Origin of the sequence: Thalassospira sp. HF15 (assembly GCF_011806525.1) — a bacterium.
GTDB lineage: Bacteria > Pseudomonadota > Alphaproteobacteria > Rhodospirillales > Thalassospiraceae > Thalassospira.
In genome coordinates, this window is record NZ_JAAVKI010000005.1 from 218,574 (window position 1) to 238,223 (window position 19,650).

General features: G+C 55.0%; 17 protein-coding genes. 14 read left to right on the plus strand and 3 right to left on the minus strand.

From position 1 onward, the window contains the following. The first annotated feature begins 10 nt into the window (after positions 1 to 10). The 7 genes from HED22_RS12970 (at position 11) to HED22_RS13000 (ending at position 7,778) form a co-directional block, all read left to right on the plus strand. Positions 11 to 952 carry an ABC transporter permease gene (locus HED22_RS12970; protein WP_008889864.1) on the plus strand — a complete coding sequence of 314 codons (942 nt, stop codon included), beginning with the start codon at positions 11 to 13 and terminating at the stop codon, positions 950 to 952. 48 nt (positions 953 to 1,000) lie between these two features. Continuing rightward, a complete protein-coding gene (locus HED22_RS12975) occupies positions 1,001 to 2,290 on the plus strand; it encodes an amidohydrolase family protein (RefSeq protein ID WP_167722843.1) in 1,290 nt (429 codons plus the stop codon). A gap of 80 nt (positions 2,291 to 2,370) precedes the next feature. Further along, positions 2,371 to 2,976: a flavin reductase family protein gene (locus HED22_RS12980; RefSeq protein WP_167722845.1), complete on the plus strand. Its 606-nt coding sequence runs from the start codon at positions 2,371 to 2,373 to the stop codon at positions 2,974 to 2,976. A gap of 155 nt (positions 2,977 to 3,131) precedes the next feature. Further along, positions 3,132 to 4,433, plus strand: coding sequence for an esterase-like activity of phytase family protein (locus HED22_RS12985; protein WP_167722847.1), 1,302 nt, complete (start codon positions 3,132 to 3,134; stop codon positions 4,431 to 4,433). A gap of 97 nt (positions 4,434 to 4,530) precedes the next feature. Then, entirely contained in the window at positions 4,531 to 5,496 is a 966-nt protein-coding gene (locus HED22_RS12990) for an SAM-dependent methyltransferase (RefSeq protein ID WP_175581235.1), read from the plus strand. Between the two features lie 185 nt (positions 5,497 to 5,681). After that, positions 5,682 to 7,328 (plus strand): L-aspartate oxidase, encoded by a 1,647-nt coding sequence (nadB, locus tag HED22_RS12995; RefSeq protein WP_167722849.1) that lies wholly within the window; start codon positions 5,682 to 5,684, stop codon positions 7,326 to 7,328. Further along, positions 7,329 to 7,778 (plus strand): MOSC domain-containing protein, encoded by a 450-nt coding sequence (locus HED22_RS13000; RefSeq protein ID WP_167722851.1) that lies wholly within the window; start codon positions 7,329 to 7,331, stop codon positions 7,776 to 7,778. It abuts the gene before it with no gap. A gap of 5 nt (positions 7,779 to 7,783) precedes the next feature. Here HED22_RS13000 and HED22_RS13005 read toward each other — a convergent pair whose 3' ends face one another. Continuing rightward, positions 7,784 to 8,389 (minus strand): DUF4269 domain-containing protein, encoded by a 606-nt coding sequence (locus tag HED22_RS13005; protein ID WP_167722853.1) that lies wholly within the window; start codon positions 8,387 to 8,389, stop codon positions 7,784 to 7,786. An 85-nt stretch (positions 8,390 to 8,474) separates the two neighbouring features. Between HED22_RS13005 and HED22_RS13010 the strand changes: the two genes are divergently transcribed. Beyond that, on the plus strand, positions 8,475 to 9,431 hold the full coding sequence (locus tag HED22_RS13010) for an AEC family transporter (RefSeq protein WP_167722855.1): 957 nt from the start codon (positions 8,475 to 8,477) through the stop codon (positions 9,429 to 9,431). A gap of 10 nt (positions 9,432 to 9,441) precedes the next feature. Here HED22_RS13010 and HED22_RS13015 read toward each other — a convergent pair whose 3' ends face one another. Both HED22_RS13015 and HED22_RS13020 read right to left on the minus strand, forming a co-directional pair. Further along, the gene (locus HED22_RS13015) at positions 9,442 to 10,452 is read right to left on the minus strand and encodes a YHYH protein (RefSeq protein WP_167722857.1); all 1,011 of its coding nucleotides are present in this window, start codon (positions 10,450 to 10,452) and stop codon (positions 9,442 to 9,444) included. A gap of 183 nt (positions 10,453 to 10,635) precedes the next feature. Then, positions 10,636 to 12,510: an ABC transporter ATP-binding protein/permease gene (locus HED22_RS13020; RefSeq protein ID WP_167722859.1), complete on the minus strand. Its 1,875-nt coding sequence runs from the start codon at positions 12,508 to 12,510 to the stop codon at positions 10,636 to 10,638. 256 nt (positions 12,511 to 12,766) lie between these two features. Between HED22_RS13020 and HED22_RS13025 the strand changes: the two genes are divergently transcribed. The 6 genes from HED22_RS13025 (at position 12,767) to HED22_RS13050 (ending at position 19,647) form a co-directional block, all read left to right on the plus strand. Continuing rightward, complete coding sequence (locus HED22_RS13025) at positions 12,767 to 14,053, plus strand: glutamate-5-semialdehyde dehydrogenase (protein WP_167722861.1); 1,287 nt, start codon at positions 12,767 to 12,769, stop codon at positions 14,051 to 14,053. Then, complete coding sequence (locus HED22_RS13030) at positions 14,050 to 14,658, plus strand: nicotinate-nucleotide adenylyltransferase (RefSeq protein WP_167722863.1); 609 nt, start codon at positions 14,050 to 14,052, stop codon at positions 14,656 to 14,658. The genes HED22_RS13025 and HED22_RS13030 overlap by 4 nt, the downstream gene beginning before the upstream one ends. Before the next feature lie 54 nt (positions 14,659 to 14,712). Next, the gene (gene rsfS / locus HED22_RS13035) at positions 14,713 to 15,102 is read left to right on the plus strand and encodes a ribosome silencing factor (RefSeq protein WP_368484502.1); all 390 of its coding nucleotides are present in this window, start codon (positions 14,713 to 14,715) and stop codon (positions 15,100 to 15,102) included. A gap of 82 nt (positions 15,103 to 15,184) precedes the next feature. Beyond that, a complete protein-coding gene (rlmH, locus tag HED22_RS13040; protein WP_167722865.1) occupies positions 15,185 to 15,643 on the plus strand; it encodes a 23S rRNA (pseudouridine(1915)-N(3))-methyltransferase RlmH in 459 nt (152 codons plus the stop codon). Positions 15,644 to 15,870: 227 nt separating this feature from the next. Then, positions 15,871 to 17,634, plus strand: coding sequence for a methyl-accepting chemotaxis protein (locus HED22_RS19745; protein WP_167722867.1), 1,764 nt, complete (start codon positions 15,871 to 15,873; stop codon positions 17,632 to 17,634). A gap of 204 nt (positions 17,635 to 17,838) precedes the next feature. Next, positions 17,839 to 19,647, plus strand: coding sequence for a methyl-accepting chemotaxis protein (locus HED22_RS13050; protein ID WP_167722870.1), 1,809 nt, complete (start codon positions 17,839 to 17,841; stop codon positions 19,645 to 19,647). Positions 19,648 to 19,650 lie beyond the last annotated feature (3 nt).

Genomic DNA, 19,650 nt, shown 5'->3' on the forward strand with positions numbered 1-19,650 from the left:
GGGAAAGACCATGGAAATCATTGATATTCTTCTTGCTGCCAGCTTCTGGGAAGCCGCCATTCGTATCGCGACGCCGCTGATCTTTGGCGTTTTGGGCGCCTTGATCTGCGAACGCGCGGGTGTGCTGAACCTTGGGATCGAGGGCATCTTTACCGCCGGTGCCATGGCGGGCTGGATGGCGGTTTGGCTGGGTGCCGGGCTTTGGGGTGGTGTTTTGGTTGCCGCCCTCGCCGGGGCATTCTTTGGCCTGATCCATGCGATCCTGACCGTGCCTTTGGGGCTAAGTCAGCATGTGTCGGGGATCGGGGTCACCCTGCTTGCCACCAGCCTGTCCTATTTCACTTATCGCACGGCATTGCCGGATGTTTCGTCCCCTCCGCGCATCGAACCTTTCCGACCGCTTGATATTCCGTTCCTGTCAGACCTGCCCTTCATCGGTCAGGCACTGTTTTCGCAAACGGCGATGACGATGCTCGCCCTTGTGCTGGTGTTTGTTACCGGCTGGGTTTTGTATCGCACGCCGCTTGGTCTTGCGATCCGGGCCGTTGGCGACAACCCGTCCTCGGTCGAGGCACAGGGTCTTTCGGTTTATGGCCTGCGTATTGGGGCGGTCGTGGTTGGATCATCGCTGATGGCGCTGGGTGGGGCGTTCCTGACCATGTCGGCCTTTGATGCGTTCTTCTTTGGCATGATCAATGGTCGTGGCTGGGTCTGTATTGCGCTGACCGTGTTTGCCAGCTGGCGACCGGGCAAGGCATTGATTGGCGCATTGCTGTTTGGGGCATTTGATGCGTTTCAGGTCCGCCTGCAGACCGAAGTCGGTGCCTTCCTGCCATCGCAGGTTTTCCTGATGATGCCCTATATCCTGTCGATCATTGCGCTTATTGTTGTTGCCCGCAAAGCCGATTACCCCAAGGCGCTTCTTGTGCCATGGTTCAAGGGCCAACGTTAAGCACCACCAACCGTTTGTGACTGCCACCACAAGACCAAGGATGACATCATGCAACCCGATCTGATCCTGAAGAATGCAAATATCGCCAATGGTCAGTCCGGCGTCGATATTGCCTGTCAGAATGGCAAGATTGTCGAGATCGCAAGCCATATTGATGTTCCGGCGGTCGAGGTCCTTGATTGCGGCGGCATGTTGGTTAGCCCGCCCTTTGTCGACAGCCATTTCCACATGGATGCAACCCTGTCACTTGGTCTGCCAAGGATGAATGAGTCGGGCACGCTGCTTGAAGGCATCGCACTGTGGGGGGAGCTTAAACCGCTTCTCACCCCAGAAGCCGTGATTGAACGCGCGCTTAAATATTGCGATCTGGCAGTGTCCAAGGGCCTGCTTGCCATCCGCACCCATGTCGATGTCTGCGATGATCGGCTGCTTGCGGTTGATGCCTTGCTTGAGGTCAAAAAACAGGTTGCCCCCTATATTGACCTGCAACTTGTCGCCTTCCCGCAGGATGGCTATTTGCGCAGCCCGACGGCCAAGGAAAACACCATCCGTGCCTTGGACAAGGGTGTTGATGTGGTCGGCGGCATTCCGCATTTCGAACGCACGATGGCTGACGGCGCACAAAGCATCAAAGAATTGTGCGAAATGGCGGCCGAGCGCGGTTTGATGGTCGATATGCATTGCGATGAATCCGATGATCCCCTGTCGCGCCATATCGAGATGCTGACCTATGAAACCCAGCGTCTCGGGCTTCAGGGCCGGGTGGCCGGATCACACCTGACATCGATGCATTCGATGGATAATTACTATGTCTCCAAACTGATCGCCCTGATGACCGAGGCGGAGATTTCAGCCATTGCCAACCCACTGATCAACATCACGCTTCAGGGCCGGCATGATACCTATCCCAAACGCCGCGGTATGACGCGTGTGCCTGAACTCCGCAACGCCGGGATTACCGTTGCGTTTGGCCATGATTGCGTGATGGATCCCTGGTATTCAATGGGGTCAGGCGACATGCTTGAGGTTGCCTCCATGGGGCTTCATGTCGCGCAAATGACCTCGCGCGCGGATATCCGCGCCTGCTTTGACGCGGTGACCAAAGAACCGGCCAAAATCCTTGGACTAGAAGGATACGGGATCGAAGTTGGCAACAATGCCGATTTCGTCATCCTGCAGGCCCGCGACACGATCGAGGCCATCCGCATGCGCGCCAATCGCCTGTTTGTCATCAAACACGGCAAGATCATCGCCGAAACCCCGATGGCCCAGACCCGCTTGCATCTCGCAGAGCGCCCAGATCATGTCCGGGAGCATGAATACGCGCCGGGTCAGTAACCGGTCGGCAAATCTATTGGTGATCCAAACCGGTGTTGGTCCCGGATAAGGAACACCAAACACACAACTCAGGACGCACCATGTTCTACGAACCGGGTAAAACCGCGCACAACCTGCCGCACGATCCATTCAAGGCCTGTGTGGCACCGCGCCCGATTGGCTGGGTATCGACCGTTGATGCCGATGGCCGGGCCAATCTTGCACCCTATTCGTTTTTCAATGCGGTGCATGGCAGCCCGCCAATGGTGATGTTTTCATCCGGTGGATCGGTCGACAGTTTGCGCAATGCGCGTGACACCGGTGAATTCGTTGTTGGTGTCGCCCCGAAAGCAATGCTGAAGGAACTCAATTTCTCCTCTGCACCGCTGCCGCCCGGCGAAGACGAGTTTGAATATGCCGGGCTGGAAAAGCTGCCTGCAAGTTGCGTCAAACCGCACCTGATCAAGGGTGTGCCGATCCACATGGAATGCGAGGTATTTCAGATTGTCGATCTGCCAAGTGCCACTCCGGAACGCCCGTGTGCGATGGTGATTGGCACCGTGGTTGGCCTGCATATTGATGATGACATCATTCGCGATGGCATGGTCGATATCACCCTGTTTGAACCTCTCGCCCGCCTTGGCTATCAGGAATATGCCAGCGTTTCGGAAACCTTTCCGGTCCGGCGCGAGGATTTCTGGAAATAACACATCCAAGCGTCTGATTTGTTTCATCAAACAGACGCGCAAGCGCAAACAAACTGTCACACAGACCCCTTAATGTGAACAGGAACACAGTTCGCCCGATCATTACGGGCTTGAGCTGCATGTTCTTGTGAAATTTTTTCGGGGAATTCCCAGTGATGAAACGGACGTTTGCAGCCGGTCTTTTCGGTGCCACCGCCATGCTGATGGCTGGTTCTGCCTTGGCAGGCGAAGCCAAGGTTTTTGAAACCAAAAGTGCGATCAACAATCTTTCGACCGTCATGGTCGAGGGCGGCAAGGCACGTGAACTCACCGTTGGTCTTGGTTCGGGCGCATATCGTCGCCCAAGCGACCCGGCCAATATGTTCTATGCCGTATCCGACCGTGGCCCGAACTTCACCTGTGCAAACGTCGAAGCAGTTTTGGGAGTTTCGGCCGATCAGGTCTGCAAAGGCCAGAAAGTCCGCGTCTATCCGACCCCGGATTATTCGCCGTCGATCTACACCATCTTCCTGAATGACGATGGCAACTTTGACATCAAGGATGTCATCACCATCAAGGACCAAAACGGGGTACCGCTGACCGGGCTTACCAACAAACTGACCGTGGCCAAAACCGAAAAGCCGGTTGATGCCAATGGTAATATGCTTAAGCAGTCGGTGTCCTCAATCGATGCCGAAGGCATCATTCGTCTTTCTGATGGCTCCTACTGGATTGGTGAGGAAAATGGCCCGTCGATCCTGCATGCTTCTGCTGACGGCACTGTCATTGAACGCATCGTTCCGGCTGGCTCTGAAAAGGATTTCGAAGGTTCGGCTTATAAGGTTACCGGCGGCCTTCCCGCCATTCTGGTCAAACGCCAGACCAACCGCGGCATTGAATCCATGGCGGTCTCACCAGATGAAACCAAACTGTACTTCATGGTCCAAAACCCGCTGGCAAACCCCGACAAGGCCGCCTACACCAAGGCAAAGAATACGCGCCTGTTCGTCTATGACCGCACATCTTCCAAGCTGACCGGCGAATACATCTATCAGCTTGATGATCCACAGACCTTCCGCAACGATCCATCCAAGAAACAGAACGCACCGCGCATCTCTGAAGTTCTGGCCCTTGGCAACGACCGTCTTCTGGTTCTGGAACGCACCAACAAAACCACCAAGCTGCATGAAGTTGAGCTCAAAGGTGCGACAAACATCCTTGCCACCCGCTGGGATGACATGTCCACCAGCCCGTCACTTGAACAGCAAAATGATCTTGGCACCATTGATTTGGTTGCGGTTTCCAAGACGCTTCGTTTTGACAGCGCGGACTACCCGGAAGCACCCAACAAGCTCGAAGGCCTTGCCATCATGGGGGATGGCGCACTTGCGATGATCAACGACAATGACTTTGGCATCAAAGGTGACCCGACCAAGGTTCTCCTGATCGACGGTCTGGTGCAGGCAGACAAATTCTGATTTGCCGTTTCCCTTGTCGACCATCACGGGCGGGAAAGCTGACATGCAGCTTTCCCGCTTTTTTATTGCGCCAAATCGGCGTAAAAGCAGGCCCATGATGGAAAACACACAGACATTCGATACCCCCGACGGCATTGATGCCGTGATCGAGCCGATGGATGCCACCGGCTATCTCGCCCCTGTCGGCTTTGAAGATCAGCTCGAAGCAGAACTTGGCGATGTGATTGAACGCCATGACCGCTTGATGTTTGCCCCCGGTCCGGAACGGCGGGTTTTCTGGGCGCAGAATGTCTGGCGCAATCCGGTCCGTATTGCCATCCCGTCGATCAAGGGTGCGGCCAAGATCCTGAAATTCAATCAGCGCAACTGGGCTCTCTTCAAGTTTGACCACTTTTCCCGTGCCAAACTGATCGAAGGGCATTTGCCGCACGTGTCAGCCAAACGTCAGGTGTTTGGTGAACCGGCCCCAACTGCACCGCTTGGCTCGTGGACGCTGATTGATCCCGATACCATCATTGCGGCTGCTGATTGTTCCAGCCCGTGGAAAAACGGCGAGGTCGAGTTTGAAGAAGACAAGGTAACCCCGCCCAACCGTGCATATCTGAAACTGTGGGAAGCCTTCACCCGACTTGGCGCCTATCCGCAGGCAGGTGATCGCACCATGGATTTGGGCGGAAGCCCGGGCGGCTGGACGTGGGTTTTGCATGAATTTGGCACCGATGTCATTTCCATCGACAAGGCCCGCCTTGATGCCAAGATCGCCAATCTGCCGCGCGTTGATTTCCGACAGGAAAGCGCCTTTGGCCTGAACCCGGAAGAAATCGGCTATATCGACTGGCTGTGCTCCGACGTGATCTGCTATCCGGATCGCTTGTTCCAACTGGTTAATCTCTGGATGGATGCCGGCATGGCAACCAACTTTATCTGCACCATCAAACTGCAAGGCGATACCGATTATTCCGCAATTACGCAGTTTGCTGATATCCCCGGGTCAAAGGTCGTCCACCTTTATAACAACAAGCACGAACTGACTTGGCTCAAGGTGCCCGGCGTTACCGATTAGACAGATCAAACTGTTTGATCGTCGATGCGCAATCCTGTCTCGACGATGATTCATCATACTTTTTCAGACAATTATGTTTGAGATTGGACAAAAGCAGCCCTATTCTGCGGCTCTGTTCGGAGCCCGATGTTGACGCCACCGCGACAATTTCCGCCATCTGGCACCGCCCGAAAGTGATGGGAAAAATGTCCGATAATTCTTTCCAGTATGATGTGCTTATCATCGGCAGTGGTGCTGCCGGTTTGTCAACCGCACTTAAACTCGCCCCGCATGTAAAGGTCGCCGTTCTTTCCAAGGGAAAGATTGATGATGGCTCGACCAACTGGGCACAAGGCGGCATTGCTGCCGTGCTTGATGCCGCAGACAGTATCGAAAACCATGTCCGCGATACGCTGGTTGCAGGGGCCGACCTTTGCAAACGCGAAACTGTCGAATTCGTCGCCACCAACGCGCCAAAGGCGATTGCCTGGCTTGATGAATTGGGCATTCAGCTGACGCGCGATCCTAATGGTGACAACAATCAGCCGTTCCACCTGACCCGTGAAGGCGGCCATAGCCATCGGCGCATTGTCCATGCCGCCGATGCAACCGGTCGCGCGGTTCAGACCACCCTGCAGGGGCAGGCTGTCAATCATCCGAACATTGATGTTTTTGAGAACTATCTGGCGATTGATCTGGTGACAGATCGCAAATTCGGTGGTGAAGGCCGTCGCTGCATCGGGGCCTACGCGCTTGATCTTGATACCGGACAGGTCAAATCATTCAATGCGCGCACGGTGATCCTTGCCACCGGTGGTGCCAGCAAGGTTTACCGGTTTACCTCCAACCCGGATGGGTCGACCGGTGATGGTATTGCCATGGCATGGCGTGCAGGTTGCCGCGTGATGAACATGGAATTCAGCCAGTTCCACCCGACCTGCCTGTATCATCCGCAAGCCAAATCCTTCCTGATATCCGAAGCCGTGCGCGGTGAAGGCGGCAAACTGTTGCTGCCTGATGGGTCGCGTTTCATGGATCGGTTTGATGAACGTGGTGAATTGGCCCCGCGTGACATTGTCGCACGCGCCATTGACCATGAACTCAAACGTCTGGGTGCGGATTGTGTCTACCTTGATATCACCCATAAGGGGGCCGATTTCATCAAGGAACACTTCCCGACGATCTATGAGAATTGCCTGAGTTATGGCATCGACATGACCAAACAACCGATCCCGGTTGTTCCGGCCGCGCACTATACCTGCGGCGGGGTCCTGACCGATTTGCGCGGGCGGACCGATCTGACCGGGCTTTACGCCATTGGCGAATGTGCCGGTACCGGTTTGCACGGAGCCAACCGACTGGCGTCAAACTCGCTTCTGGAATGCCTTGTGTTTGGTGATGCCGCCGCAAAGGACATTATCGAAGCGCTGCCCGTCGATGACCTTTTCAAACCGATCCCGGATTGGGATGAAACAGGTATCACGGATTCAGACGAAGAAGTCATTGTTGCCCATAACTGGGAACAGCTGCGCAACGTGATGTGGGACTTTGTCGGCATTGTGCGCACCACCAAGCGCATGCAACGCGCCCAGCACCGTGTGGATTTGCTGCTGTCGGAAATCGATGAGTATTACGGCAATTTCCGCGTTACCAATGACCTTCTGGAACTGCGTAACCTGTCGGTCGTTGCCAAGCTGATCATTCAATCGGCCCTTTGGCGGCGCGAAAGCAGAGGTTTGCATTACACCACCGATTATCCTGATCTGGATGAAAGCGGCACGCCGCGCCAGACCATTCTGGTACCGGAAAACTTCGCCGGTCGCTGGGTCATTTCCGGTCAGTGGAAGACGTGAATGGTTATTAAAGCTGAGCTGATTGGCATCGCGCGCAAGGCTCGCCCCCGTGCCCCGATGGAAAGCCTAGACCAAGTTGACGTCACAACCGAACTTGGCATCGATGGGGATTTCCGCGGCAAACTGCGCCGTCGGCAGGTAACTATTCTGGCTGAGGAAGACTGGCAGGCAGCCTGTAACGAGATTAGCCGAACTGACATCCCGTGGACTGAACGGCGCGCCAACCTTTATGTGCGTGGTATCGCACTGCCCAGAACCAAGGGCAGCAAGCTTTCAATCGGCAATGTAATGTTTGAGATTACCGGTGAAACAGACCCGTGCAATCGTATGGATGCGGTTGCCATGGGCCTGCAAGAAGCCCTGAGGCCAGACTGGCGAGGTGGTGTTACCTGCCGCGTGATCAAGGGTGGAACACTTGCCATTGGTGACCCAGTGGTCGAGGGAAACTAATTTCCTCAGACGCCAAGCCGCTTGCTTAGCTGCGACGGCGAAAGGCCTACAAATTCTGCCAATGCGATATAGGGATCTCCGGACAATCCCAGAAGCCTGGCAAAAGCCGGTTCCGTCTTGATACCTGCTTGCTTCAACTCCCGTATCTGACTCGCAAACTCATCCCCCATCACAGACAGAATGCGTGCTTCGACCAGCATATGGACAAAACCGAACTGTATTCGTGTCGGACAATCGGTCGCAAAGATTTCAATCGGCAGCCCGTCACACTCAAATCGCACGACCATTGCTGCCGGGACATGTTTGGTCGCAGGCCGCTGATGAAGACTATAGCCGTCAAAATGGCCAAAAACCCGGTCTGAAAGTTTGGAAAATGCTGCCAAATCAGGCGCATTGCACAGGATATCAATATCAGATTTTGGCGTATCAATCGCCAAAGGCAAGGTTCTGACAACTTCGGGATCATAAGCCGCCAAACAATCAAGTATCCGGTGACGCCGCAAAATATCAGCGGCCAAAGCACCCCGTTTGGATACATTCACAAGCCGGTTTATCCCCGAAAAGCTTTTGCCATCCAGTCCTTCTGACCAATCCATTACCGTTTGGTTCATGTTGGAAGGCATTCTGTTTCTTGACCTTAAGGCAATTGGGGGCTAGCTGATGATGGCCTTACCACAATGAAAGCCTCTGGCACAGATGCTTGATATTCTTGCCGTCACATCCCCGATATTCCTGATCATCGCCATTGGCTATATCGCGGTCTATCGCAACATCGTGCCGCAAACCGTCGCGCGCGGCATGGGGGCATTTGTCATCAATTTTGCCCTTCCGTGCCTTCTGATGCGCACCGTCATCGCCCACGACATCAATAAAGTCTTCAACACAAACTATCTGTTGGCCTATGGCAGCGGGTCGTTGATTGTCTTCGCATTGGGTTATTTCTTTGCCCGGTTGATCGCCAAGAAAAGCCAGCAGAATGCCGCCCTGCAGGGCATGGGCATGTCAGTTTCCAACAGCGGCTTTATTGGCTATCCGATTGTCCTGCAACTGCTTGGCCCGACGGCGGGCATTGCGCTGGCGCTGTGTTTCATGATTGAAAACCTTGTGATCACGCCGCTGGCGCTGATTTTGGGGGACAGTGCGCAGGCCGAGGGTGCCAACCGCTGGCAAATCCTGCGCAAGACTTTTGCCCGACTGGCTCGAAACCCGATCATAGGCGCAATCGTGATCGGACTGAGCATTTCGATATCCGGGATCACATTACCCGGTCCGATCTTTTCGGTTATTGATATGCTGGCCTCAGCATCTGGTCCGGTGGCCCTGTTTGTCATCGGTGGCGGGTTGGTCGGCCTCAAGCTGCATGGTCTGCGGTTTGACATGGCGCGCATCGTGTTTGGCAAACTTTTACTTCACCCGTTGATCATCTTCGTGCTGCTTGGTCTTGTCCCCGATCTGGACCCATTGATGAAGATCGCGGCGGTCAGCTTTGCCTGTGCACCAATGTTCAGCGTCTATCCCATCTACGGACAGCGGTACGGACACGAGGGCATGGGTTCGGCATCCCTGATGGCAGCGACATCGCTGTCCTTTATCACCATCAGCACCGCACTTTGGTTGCTTGATACAACTGCCGTGTTCGGGCCACTCCCCTGAGCAGCCGCTATCAACGCGGCGGTTGACCAAATTTCGGGCGTTGCCCAGGGAAACCGCCACCCGGTGGCGGTGGACGTCTTCCCTGATCCGGTCCGGCACCAGGGCCGCCATCCGGCCCTTGCCCTGGCCCGCCGCCGGGCCCCATACCGCCTGGTCCTTTGGCAAAACTGCGATCAGGCATCCCTGCCAGCATGCGCGGAATGAACGGAAAGCTCTCCGTCACGAAATAGGCATAGGTGCCGTTGGGATATTCCGGAGTTACGGCTTCACGGCCATTGGCTTCGTCCAAATCCCCCAACCCGGGGACGAATTCAAAATCCTCGCCATAGGTGCCATCATATTTACCGCCTGGTCCGTTCGGGCGCGTCCCGGATTTCACCCGCCACGAACTGCGCACAGCCACCACCGATGAATTGGAATTACCCGGATCAGAATACCCAAACATCGCATAGATCGGAAAACCGTCGGCAGCAAAGCCGATGCGAATGGAATGTTGATCCGGCGACCAGCTCTTGATCAGTCCCTTGGGCAGGCCATGATAATGATAGGTCCCGTCAGGTTGAACATGGGCATTGTTCTGATCAAGCCCCAGATCCACCGTTGGTGAGATCGCCTCATAGCGCCAACCGGACTGACGATCCCGTTGCCAGTATTCGGCGGTGAAGGGATCAAAGGGTACGCCATTTACCGCGACGCCAAATGACATGTGATCAATGGAAGAAAACCGCCCTGCACGCGCTGGATGCAGGGGTAGGCGAAATTCAAGCGATTGCGCCTTGATGGAATTGGGGTTCTTGCGATTGGGGAAACTTCCGGTCGCGTGATCGGGAATCGCGTTGGAGCGGATATAGCGATACCGCCCGTCTTCGCGCATGCTGACTTCGTTTGAAAGTGCCCATGCCTGCCGCGTCGGATTGAGGACCATGCCAGCAAGCGGCAACATCCCCATTCCCACCAGAATATTACGACGCATGCGATCAACTTCTTCGCGCGTATCACCAGCATAACGACCTTCATCCATTCGCCCGTGATGATGATCATGATGTTGGGTATGCCGATGGTCTGATGACGCTCCCCTGAGAGCATGTAGATCACTTCGTGTCAATTTCGGCACCGGACTTCCCCCAAAACCAGTTGCGACGTCATCCCCATTATTTGGCGATGACGTCGCAAGGTTCCAGTGCAAATTTGCCGCGCGAGGCAATCAGGTCGGGATTTCACCCGCATGGGCCAGAATTTCCTCGGCCTCGCGGATTTCCTGTTGCTGTGCCCACATCTCGGCATAAAGACCATCACGATCGAGCAATTCCTGATGCCGTCCGCGTTCGGCCACCTGTCCATCGCGCAGCACGATGATTTCATCAGCATCAATCACGGTCGACAAACGGTGGGCAATGATAAGTGTGGTGTGACCACGCGAAACATCACGTAGGGCCTGCTGAATATCCTTTTCAGTGCGGGTATCAAGTGCTGATGTGGCTTCATCAAAGATCATGATTTTCGGGCGTTTGAGCAACATGCGTGCAATCGAAACGCGTTGCTTTTCCCCGCCCGACAGTTTCAAGCCGCGTTCACCAACCATGGTTTTGAAGCCTTCGGGCAAACCGGCGATGAATCCGTCAATGCTGGCAAGCTTGGCAACATTTTCGATTTCGCCCTGTTCGGCACCCGGCCGACCGTATGAGATGTTATAGGCAATGGTATCGTTAAACAGAACAGTATCCTGCGGAACGATCCCGATTTCACGTCTTAGCGAGTTTTGCGTCACCTCGCGAATGTCCTGATCATCAATCGTGATCTTGCCGCCTGACACATCGTAAAACCGGAACATCAGACGGGTCAGGGTCGATTTACCAGCACCACTTGGCCCGACAACGGCAACGGTTTTGCCCGCTGGCACCTCGAAACTGACACCCTTCAGGATCTTGCGATCCGGGTTGTAGGAGAAATGCACATCTTCAAACCGGACAGTTGCCGCATCACAGGCAAGTCCCTTGGCATCGACCTTGTCTTCGACTTCCTTTTCAACATCCAGAAGCGAGAACATCCGCTCCATATCGGTCAGCGACTGTTTGATCTGGCGATAGACGAAACCAAGGAAATTAAGCGGCATATAAAGCTGCAGCAGATAGGTATTGACCAGAACGAAGTCACCAACCGTCATGTTGCCGTCTTTCACCCCTTGGGCCGCCAGCAACATATTCAGAACCAAACCAAGCGCAATGATCGCCCCCTGCCCGACATTAAGCTTGGAAAGCGAAACCTGTGACTGAACGGCAGCAACCTCGTACCCCCGCAAAGCCTTGTCATAGCGGGTCGATTCATGGGCTTCATTATTGAAGTATTTGACAGTTTCGTAGTTGATCAGACTGTCGATGGCCTTGGTGTTGGCCTCGTCATCGCGCTTGTTCATTTCGCGACGGAACTTCATGCGCCATTCGGTCACCACCAACGTGAAGACGATATAGATCACGATGGTGGTGAAAGTGATCACCGCAAACCAGACGTCATAAAGCGCCCACAAGATCACCGAAACCATGACGATTTCAAGCAAGGTCGGCAGGATGTTGAAAAGCATGAAGGACAAAAGAAACTCTATGCCCTTCACCCCGCGTTCAATGGCGCGCGAAAGCCCGCCCATCTGCCGGTCCAGATGGAAGCGCAGTGACAGTCCGTGCAGGTGTTCAAAGACGCTTAGGGCGGATCGACGAATAGCACGTTGTGCCACCTTGGCAAAGACCGCATCGCGCATCTCGCCAAAGGCCGAAACCAAGATCCGCACAAGGCCATAACCCACAATCAGCGCCACCGGCACGACGATCAGGGCTGTGGTATCGGTCGACCCCGACTGGGCCGCGTTTGCGGCTGTATCACCGGCCTTGTCCACACCGCCAAGCGCATCGACTGCATATTTGTACAGTACCGGGATATAGACATTAGCAACCTTCGCCCCGACCAGAAACAGCAAGGCCAGAACAACACGTACCTTCAATTCAACTTCGCCGCGCGGCCACAAATAGGGCAGGAACGTCTTGACGACGCCGAACTCTGCACGCGCAGTCGGTTGATCGGAACCCATATTTTTCAAAATCTTATCCCCAATCAGAAACCGGGCAGCATTGCGGTACGTGCACGGCATGTCTTTTCATTCTGTGATCAACAGATGGACCGATCAAACTAATTTGGCAAGCATCCAGCGCCGTTTATCCATGAAGGTCATTGCAGATAGCCGGTTTGACGGCTATTTTGTCAATTTGTTGATAAAATCTCAAAAACAAGGCGTCTGGTAGCTAATTACCAGCCCTGCCTTTACCTTTAGGAACGGAACCAGGACCATGACGGCGCTTGCCAGTATCGAAAGCCAGGATATCGCTGCATTGGTGCGCGATATGGGAATCAAGGCCCGCAAGGCGGCACTCGAACTCGCACAGGTCCCGGCCGAACCAAAAGAAGCCGCGCTTAAGGCCGCCGCAGCCAAGCTGCGCGAAAACTCCGATGCCATCCTTGCCGCCAACGCCAAGGATATGGAAGCCGGCCGTGCCAAAGGCCTGACAGCGGCCTTGCTGGACCGTTTGGCACTTGATGCTGATCGTATCGAAGGCATTGCCAAGGGTATCGAAGCGGTTGGCGAACTGCCCGACCCTGTCGGTCGTGAACTGGCCCGTTGGAGCCCGGAGCATAACGGCCTTGATATTGCCCGCGTATCCGTTCCGCTTGGCGTGATCGGCATCATTTATGAAAGCCGCCCGAACGTCACGGCCGATGCCGGTGCCATGTGCATCAAATCGGGCAATGCCGCCATCCTGCGCGGTGGTTCGGAAAGCTTCCATTCATCGCGTGCGATCTTTGACTGCATGGTGGCGGGCATCCGTGAAGCCGGCCTGCCCGAAAACGCCATTCAGATGATCCCGGTCACCGACCGTGCCGCTGTTGGCGAAATGCTGAAACTGTCGGACTATATCGACGTCATCGTTCCGCGCGGTGGCAAGTCGCTGATTTCGCGCATCACGGATGAAAGCCGAATTCCGCTGTTCAAGCATCTTGAAGGGCTGTGCCACACCTATGTCCACGCCAGCGCCGATCCGCAAAAGGCCGTCGATATTGTCGTCAATGCGAAGATGCGCCGCGTCGGTATTTGTGGTGCGACGGAAACCGTTCTGATCGACAGTTCGGTCGCAGGGCGCCTTTTGCCGCGCATCGCCGAAGCACTGGTTGCCAAGGGCTGTGAGCTTCGCGGTGATGAAACCGCACAGGCGATTGATGGCCGCATCAAACCGGCCACAGCCGACGACTGGGTCACCGAATATCTTGATGCGATTGTTTCGATCAAGGTTGTCTCGGGCGTCGAAGAAGCGGTTGATCACATCAACACGTTTGGCTCGCACCACACCGATGCAATCGTTGCCGAAAACGCCACCGCGACGGCCACTTTCCTGAACGGGGTGGATTCCGGGATCGTGATCGTCAATGCATCAACCCAGTTTGCCGATGGTGGTGAATTTGGCATGGGTGCCGAAATCGGTATTTCTACCGGCAAGCTGCATGCACGTGGCCCGGTCGGAGTCGAACAGCTGACCAGTTACAAGTATATCGTCCGTGGCCAGGGTCAGACCCGTCCATGACGTCGGCCGCCCCCAGATCACATGCGGCCCCACCCCGGGTCGGCCTGTTGGGCGGGTCGTTCAACCCCGCCCATGAAGGCCATCTTCACATCTCGCTCGAAGCCTTGAAACGCTTGCAGCTTGATGCGGTCTGGTGGCTGGTTTCGCCGCAAAACCCTTTGAAGTCATCTGCGGGCATGGCGGATATGGCCGACCGGTTTGATTCGGCACTGATGATGGCAAAGCATCCCCGCATTGTTGTTTCTGCAATTGAAACGGAGCTTGGAACCCGCTATACGGCCGATACTCTTGCAGCCTTGCAACGCCGTTTTACCAGAACAAAGTTCGTTTGGCTGATGGGAGCAGACAACCTGGCCCAGTTCCATAAATGGAAATGGTGGGAAAGGTTGATTTTACGTGCTCCCATTGCGGTTCTTGACCGTGAGGGGTATTCTATCAAGGCATTGTCCGGAACCGCCGCGCGCCGTATGGAACGCTGGCGTATTCCCATGGACAGGGCGGGTTTGCTGGCCGATCTAGATGTTCCGGCCTGGGTATACCTGCCAATCAAGCGCCATCCGGCCTCTTCGACCGCAATTCGCGCCGAAGGCAGATGGCAGGTGTAAGCATCGCAGCGATGTCTTTGTCGGGCCTTCCCGACCATCGCGCGAAACATTAAGGTGGCGACCATAGGTACCGCAAAACAGACTCTTAAACCTGGCGAAATGCTTTCGCTGATCAAGAGTACGCTTGAAGATGACAAGGCCGAAGACCTTGTCACCATTGATCTGACCGATAAAACCTCCCTTGCTGATCACATGGTTATTGCAACCGGCTCGTCCTCGCGTCGGGTGGCAGCCATGGCTGAGCACATTGTCGAAGCCATCAAGGAAGCTGGCCAGGGCCGTGCATTGGCCGAAGGCAAGGAACAGGGAGACTGGGTTCTGGTGGATACGGGCGATGTCATCGTGCATCTGTTCCGTCCGGAAGTTCGGGCCTTCTACAACATCGAAGAGATGTGGGGCGTTGAAAACCCGGCCCTGAAACAGCAGGCAGCGCGGCTGTACTAACAGCCCGCGCTGTTTGGCGCTTGCCCGCAGTCATCGGGACAGGCATCAAACAGATATCTGCGTAACGGTCTGGATCGAAAACATGCAAATCACCCTTGCTGCGGTGGGCCGGATGAAATCCGGTCCCGAGAAAGATCTGTTTGACCATTACGCTGCCCGACTGCGCTGGCCATTCGTGCTGCGCGAAGTCGAAGAAAAAAAGAAGCTTCCCCCCAATCAGCTCAAAGACCGCGAGGCAGACCTCCTGCTTGGCGTCATTCCGGAGAATGCCTTTCTGATCGCGCTGGATGAGCGCGGCAAGGAATATGGCTCGATCGAGTTTTCGCAAAAGCTTGAAGGCTGGATGGATCAATATGCCGGCAATATCGCCTTTGCCATTGGCGGGGCGGACGGGCATGGTGCAGCGCTGAAATCACGCGCCAACACGCTTTGGTCGCTGGGCAAGGCTACCTGGCCGCATATGCTGGTGCGTGCCTTGATTGCCGAACAACTGTTTCGCGCCCACGCCATTCAGACCAACCATCCCTATCACCGCGAATAGCGGCGCCGTCGCTTAATCTGCATCGCAGCATAAAGGTAGTAGAAACCCCACCTGTGGTGGAAGGGGACCTATACCCATGCTCAATCAAGACTAGAGAAAACAAAGAACTTTTCTCATTTCTGGCGCATGCTGCCTTGCAACATAGCCCTCCCCCGGCTAACATTCCCGAGAAGAAAAAAATATTCCCTAAATCAAAAAGACTCTTGGGCAATGGTAAGGCTTTGAACATGGAACAAACCGTTTTGACCGCGCAGAATGGCGAAACTGCAGGCCAAGTCGCCCAAACCAGTGCAAGTATCGAAGACCTGATGCGCGGGATTTCCACCGCACTGGATTACATCCAGCATCTTCTGGAATTTGCCAATACTGCGGGCGAAACCCAGGACAGCCTGATGCGCGAAATTGACGTGCGATCAAACAATCTGCGCGCAGGCCTTGATGATACCGGCCGCGAGATCGAAAACAGCACCAGTGTCGCCCAGGATGTTCAGGCTTCTACCCGCGCCACTGTCGCCGAAAAGACCGAAGCCATCCGCACCGATCTTGAACGTATCAGCGCCGAACTTGAAACAAAGGCCGAAGGGGCCAACAAGGTCCTGAGCGCGATTGAAGATATCGGCAAAGGAATCAAGCTTTTGGCCCTGAATGCCTCAATTGAGGCTGCACGTGCCGGTGACCATGGCCGGGGGTTTGCCGTGGTTGCCAAGGAAGTTGGCAATCTGGCCCAAAGCACCATGCAACGTACCCATGAGGCCGTCGATCTGATTGACCTTTCCGATGTGACCAAGGCACTGCGCGAAAGCATGTCCAATATTGGTAGCGACCTTGATAGCCTCGGCAATGAAATCGAAGGGTCGCTCACAACCCTTCAGGAACGCTTTGCCAATATGTCCGGGCGTTTGGCCGATATTTCCGAACATAATCAGGTGGTGTTTGAGCTGCTGGCCGGAAGCAAGGATGCTTCTGCCCGAACGCGCGGCAAAGTGACATGGGCGCACGAAGACACCAAGACACTTGGCGCAAGTCTTGCGGATGCAACCACCGCGCAGACCAACCTCAGCCGGTTCCTTAATACGCATCACTTGCACGATGATCCGACCTATGACCGCCTGGCCGACATCAAGGCGCGCGGCAAAATCCGCATCGCGATTGAACCGGCCTTTGTCGGGTTGTCATTCCGCCTCAAACCCAACGATCCGCTGCGTGGCCTTGATGCTGATTATGCAAGGGCGCTGGCCAAATGGCTGGGTGTTGAGTGCGAGTTTGTCGAACACCCGTGGGATTTGCTGACCGAACTGTTGTTCGTCGGGGCAAAACCCGGGGCACCCACCGCTGATGTGGTCTGGAGTGCGCTTCCCCCCAGCGACTTCTACAAAGGTGTCGCCTATTCCGACACATACACCTATCTGAATTTCGCGCTGTGTCGTCGGGCTGGAAATACCGAGATCAATCGCCTTTCGGATTTGAATGGCAAGGTACTGGGCATCATCAATGACCCGGTGGCATTTCAGGTTCTTGAAGAACAGGGATTGCGCTGGGCGGACAATGAAAACAAGCCCGGCGGCATTGCGAAGCTTTCCAATCTGATCGCCTATAGCGACCAAACCCGCCTGCATGATGCGCTGGCCGACGGGGCGGTTGATGCCTTTGCGGTCGATCAGCCGATCTTCCACTGGGCAGCCAACAACCCCGAAAGCCCGTGGCATGGCCGTATCGAAGTTCTGCCGGGCAATCTTCTGCCATTGCCATATTATTATACCGCTGCGGTCGCGGCCGAACCGGCATCGTGGAAACTGCTTTGTGCGATCAACGAATTCATTGCTGAATTCCGCAACACGTCCGAACGTGCCGAGATCGAAAAGCTTTGGCAGGGTCAGGCATTGCAGCATCACCTGACCTACAAGGACGAAGCCGGGAACCTGATCGGGGCCGAAGAACTCGCCACCCTGTATCACGCCCACTGCCGCAAGTTCGGTTTCGCAGACAGCTAGACATTGCATTGCAATATTGAATGCCGCTTTACGAGCGCGTTTCGCACAGCGGCGTTTGAAAAGCGTTGCAACTTCAGCGCATCACAAGACCTGTTATCAACTTTCACAGTATGCTGCCTTGCAACATTTTCCACCGAGCGATAGAGTTTCCTTATAAGAAATAAAAATTCACAAAATTCAGTGGCAGTGGTGAGGCTTTGAAAAATGGAAGAAACCATCATGGCTCCGCGTGCGGATTTGGTCGATCAGGACAATCCGCAACAATCATCGGACACGCCACCAGCGCTGCCTGATGCCGATGACCGACAGGTCGATCAGCTCGACGCGCTGATGCGCGGCATTTCCACAGCGCTTGATTACATCGAAAACCTGCTGGAATTCGCCAATACGGCTGGTGAAACCCAAGACAGCTTGATGCGCGAAATCGATGTGCGATCGAACAATCTGCGCACTGGCCTTGAAGAAACGCGTCGCGAAATCGAAGAAAGCACAGCCACCGCCAACGATGTGCAGGAAAGCACGCGTGTAACGGTTTCATCAAAAACCGATGCCATTCGTGGCGATCTTGAAAAGATCAGTCAGGATCTGGAAACCAAGGCCGAAGGTGCGGCAAAGGTTCTGAGTGCGATTGAAGATATCGGCAAGGGCATCAAGCTTCTTGCCCTTAATGCAACAATCGAGGCCGCCCGTGCGGGTGATCATGGGCGCGGCTTTGCCGTGGTTGCCAAGGAAGTCGGTAATCTGGCGCAAAGCACCATGCAACGCACCAACGAGGCCGTCGACCTGATTGATCTTTCGGATGTCACCAAGTCTTTGCGCGAAAGCATGGGCAATATCGGCAATGACCTTGATAGCCTGGGTGGCGAAATCGAAGAGGCGCTTGGTGGTCTCAAGGACCGCTTTGCCCAGATGTCCGGACGCCTTGAACATATCAGCGGCCACAATCAGGTCGTTTTCGAATTGCTGGATGCCAGCAAGGATTCATCGGCCCGCACGCGTAGCAAGGTCAGTTGGGCATCTGGCGAAATCGGCAAACTTTCTGACTGCACCACCGATGCGACAAATGTCGCAACCAAACTGTCGCAATTTCTGGCAACCAACCATATCCCGGAAGACCCGGCATATGACCGGCTGGCCGACATCAAGGCGCGCGGTAAAATCCGCATCGCCATTGACCCGGCACTGGTCGGTGCATCCTTCCGGCCGCAAAAAGGCGGGCCGCTCAAGGGTATTGATATCGACTATGCCGAGGCCTTCGCCAAATCCATCGGTGTTGAATGCGAGTTTATTGAACATCCATGGGATCTTTTGACCGAACTTCTGTTTGTCGGCAAAAATGCCGGACAGCCGCCCGCCGATGTTGTCTGGTGCGCACTGCCGCCCAGTGATTTTTACAAGGGTGTCGCGTTCTCAGATACTTACACCTATCTGAACTTCTCGCTGATCCGCCGTCCGGATAACACATCGATCAACACCATTGGCGATCTTGAGGGCAAGGTTCTGGGGACGGTCAATGACCCGGCCGCCCTTGCTGTACTCGAAGATGTCGGTCTGCGCTGGGCCGATAATGAAAACAAGCCCGGCGGCATTGCCAAGCTTTCCAATATGATTGCCTATGGTGATATTTCACGGGTGCATGATGCGGTCGCCGATGGTGCAATTGATGCCTTTGCCGGTGATCATCCGGTATTTTACTGGGCGTCTAGAAACTCGCAAAGCCCGTGGCATGGCCGTATGGAAGTCTTGCCCAAACCGATCCTGCCGCACCCGTTTTTCTATGTCGCGGCGGTTGCAGCCGAACCGGCCTCCTATCAGCTGCTTTGTGCCATCAACACCTTCATTGCCGATTTCCGCAAGACGCCGAAACGTGCCGAGATCGAGAAGCTTTGGCAGGGTGAGGCCATCGAGCATCACCTTACCTACAAGGACGAGGCTGGAAACCTGATTGGGGCGGACGAACTCGCCAGCAGCTATCATGCCCATTGTCGCAAATTCGGGATTTCGACAGACTAAATG

What these genes read in the sequence shown, in the direction of transcription:
- HED22_RS13005 (WP_167722853.1), bottom strand. Translation starts at nt 8,389, where the DNA reads ATGAACCAAACGGTAATGGATTGGTCAGAAGGACTGGATGGCAAAAGC.
- nadB (WP_167722849.1), top strand. Translation starts at nt 5,682, where the DNA reads ATGTCCGATAATTCTTTCCAGTATGATGTGCTTATCATCGGCAGTGGT.
- HED22_RS12980 (WP_167722845.1), top strand. Translation starts at nt 2,371, where the DNA reads ATGTTCTACGAACCGGGTAAAACCGCGCACAACCTGCCGCACGATCCA.
- HED22_RS13050 (WP_167722870.1), top strand. Translation starts at nt 17,839, where the DNA reads ATGGAAGAAACCATCATGGCTCCGCGTGCGGATTTGGTCGATCAGGAC.
- HED22_RS13000 (WP_167722851.1), top strand. Translation starts at nt 7,329, where the DNA reads ATGGTTATTAAAGCTGAGCTGATTGGCATCGCGCGCAAGGCTCGCCCC.
- HED22_RS13010 (WP_167722855.1), top strand. Translation starts at nt 8,475, where the DNA reads ATGCTTGATATTCTTGCCGTCACATCCCCGATATTCCTGATCATCGCC.
- HED22_RS13025 (WP_167722861.1), top strand. Translation starts at nt 12,767, where the DNA reads ATGACGGCGCTTGCCAGTATCGAAAGCCAGGATATCGCTGCATTGGTG.
- HED22_RS13020 (WP_167722859.1), bottom strand. Translation starts at nt 12,510, where the DNA reads ATGGGTTCCGATCAACCGACTGCGCGTGCAGAGTTCGGCGTCGTCAAG.
- HED22_RS13030 (WP_167722863.1), top strand. Translation starts at nt 14,050, where the DNA reads ATGACGTCGGCCGCCCCCAGATCACATGCGGCCCCACCCCGGGTCGGC.
- HED22_RS13015 (WP_167722857.1), bottom strand. Translation starts at nt 10,452, where the DNA reads ATGGATGAAGGTCGTTATGCTGGTGATACGCGCGAAGAAGTTGATCGC.
- HED22_RS12970 (WP_008889864.1), top strand. Translation starts at nt 11, where the DNA reads ATGGAAATCATTGATATTCTTCTTGCTGCCAGCTTCTGGGAAGCCGCC.
- rlmH (WP_167722865.1), top strand. Translation starts at nt 15,185, where the DNA reads ATGCAAATCACCCTTGCTGCGGTGGGCCGGATGAAATCCGGTCCCGAG.
- HED22_RS12990 (WP_175581235.1), top strand. Translation starts at nt 4,531, where the DNA reads ATGGAAAACACACAGACATTCGATACCCCCGACGGCATTGATGCCGTG.
- HED22_RS19745 (WP_167722867.1), top strand. Translation starts at nt 15,871, where the DNA reads ATGGAACAAACCGTTTTGACCGCGCAGAATGGCGAAACTGCAGGCCAA.
- HED22_RS12985 (WP_167722847.1), top strand. Translation starts at nt 3,132, where the DNA reads ATGAAACGGACGTTTGCAGCCGGTCTTTTCGGTGCCACCGCCATGCTG.
- HED22_RS12975 (WP_167722843.1), top strand. Translation starts at nt 1,001, where the DNA reads ATGCAACCCGATCTGATCCTGAAGAATGCAAATATCGCCAATGGTCAG.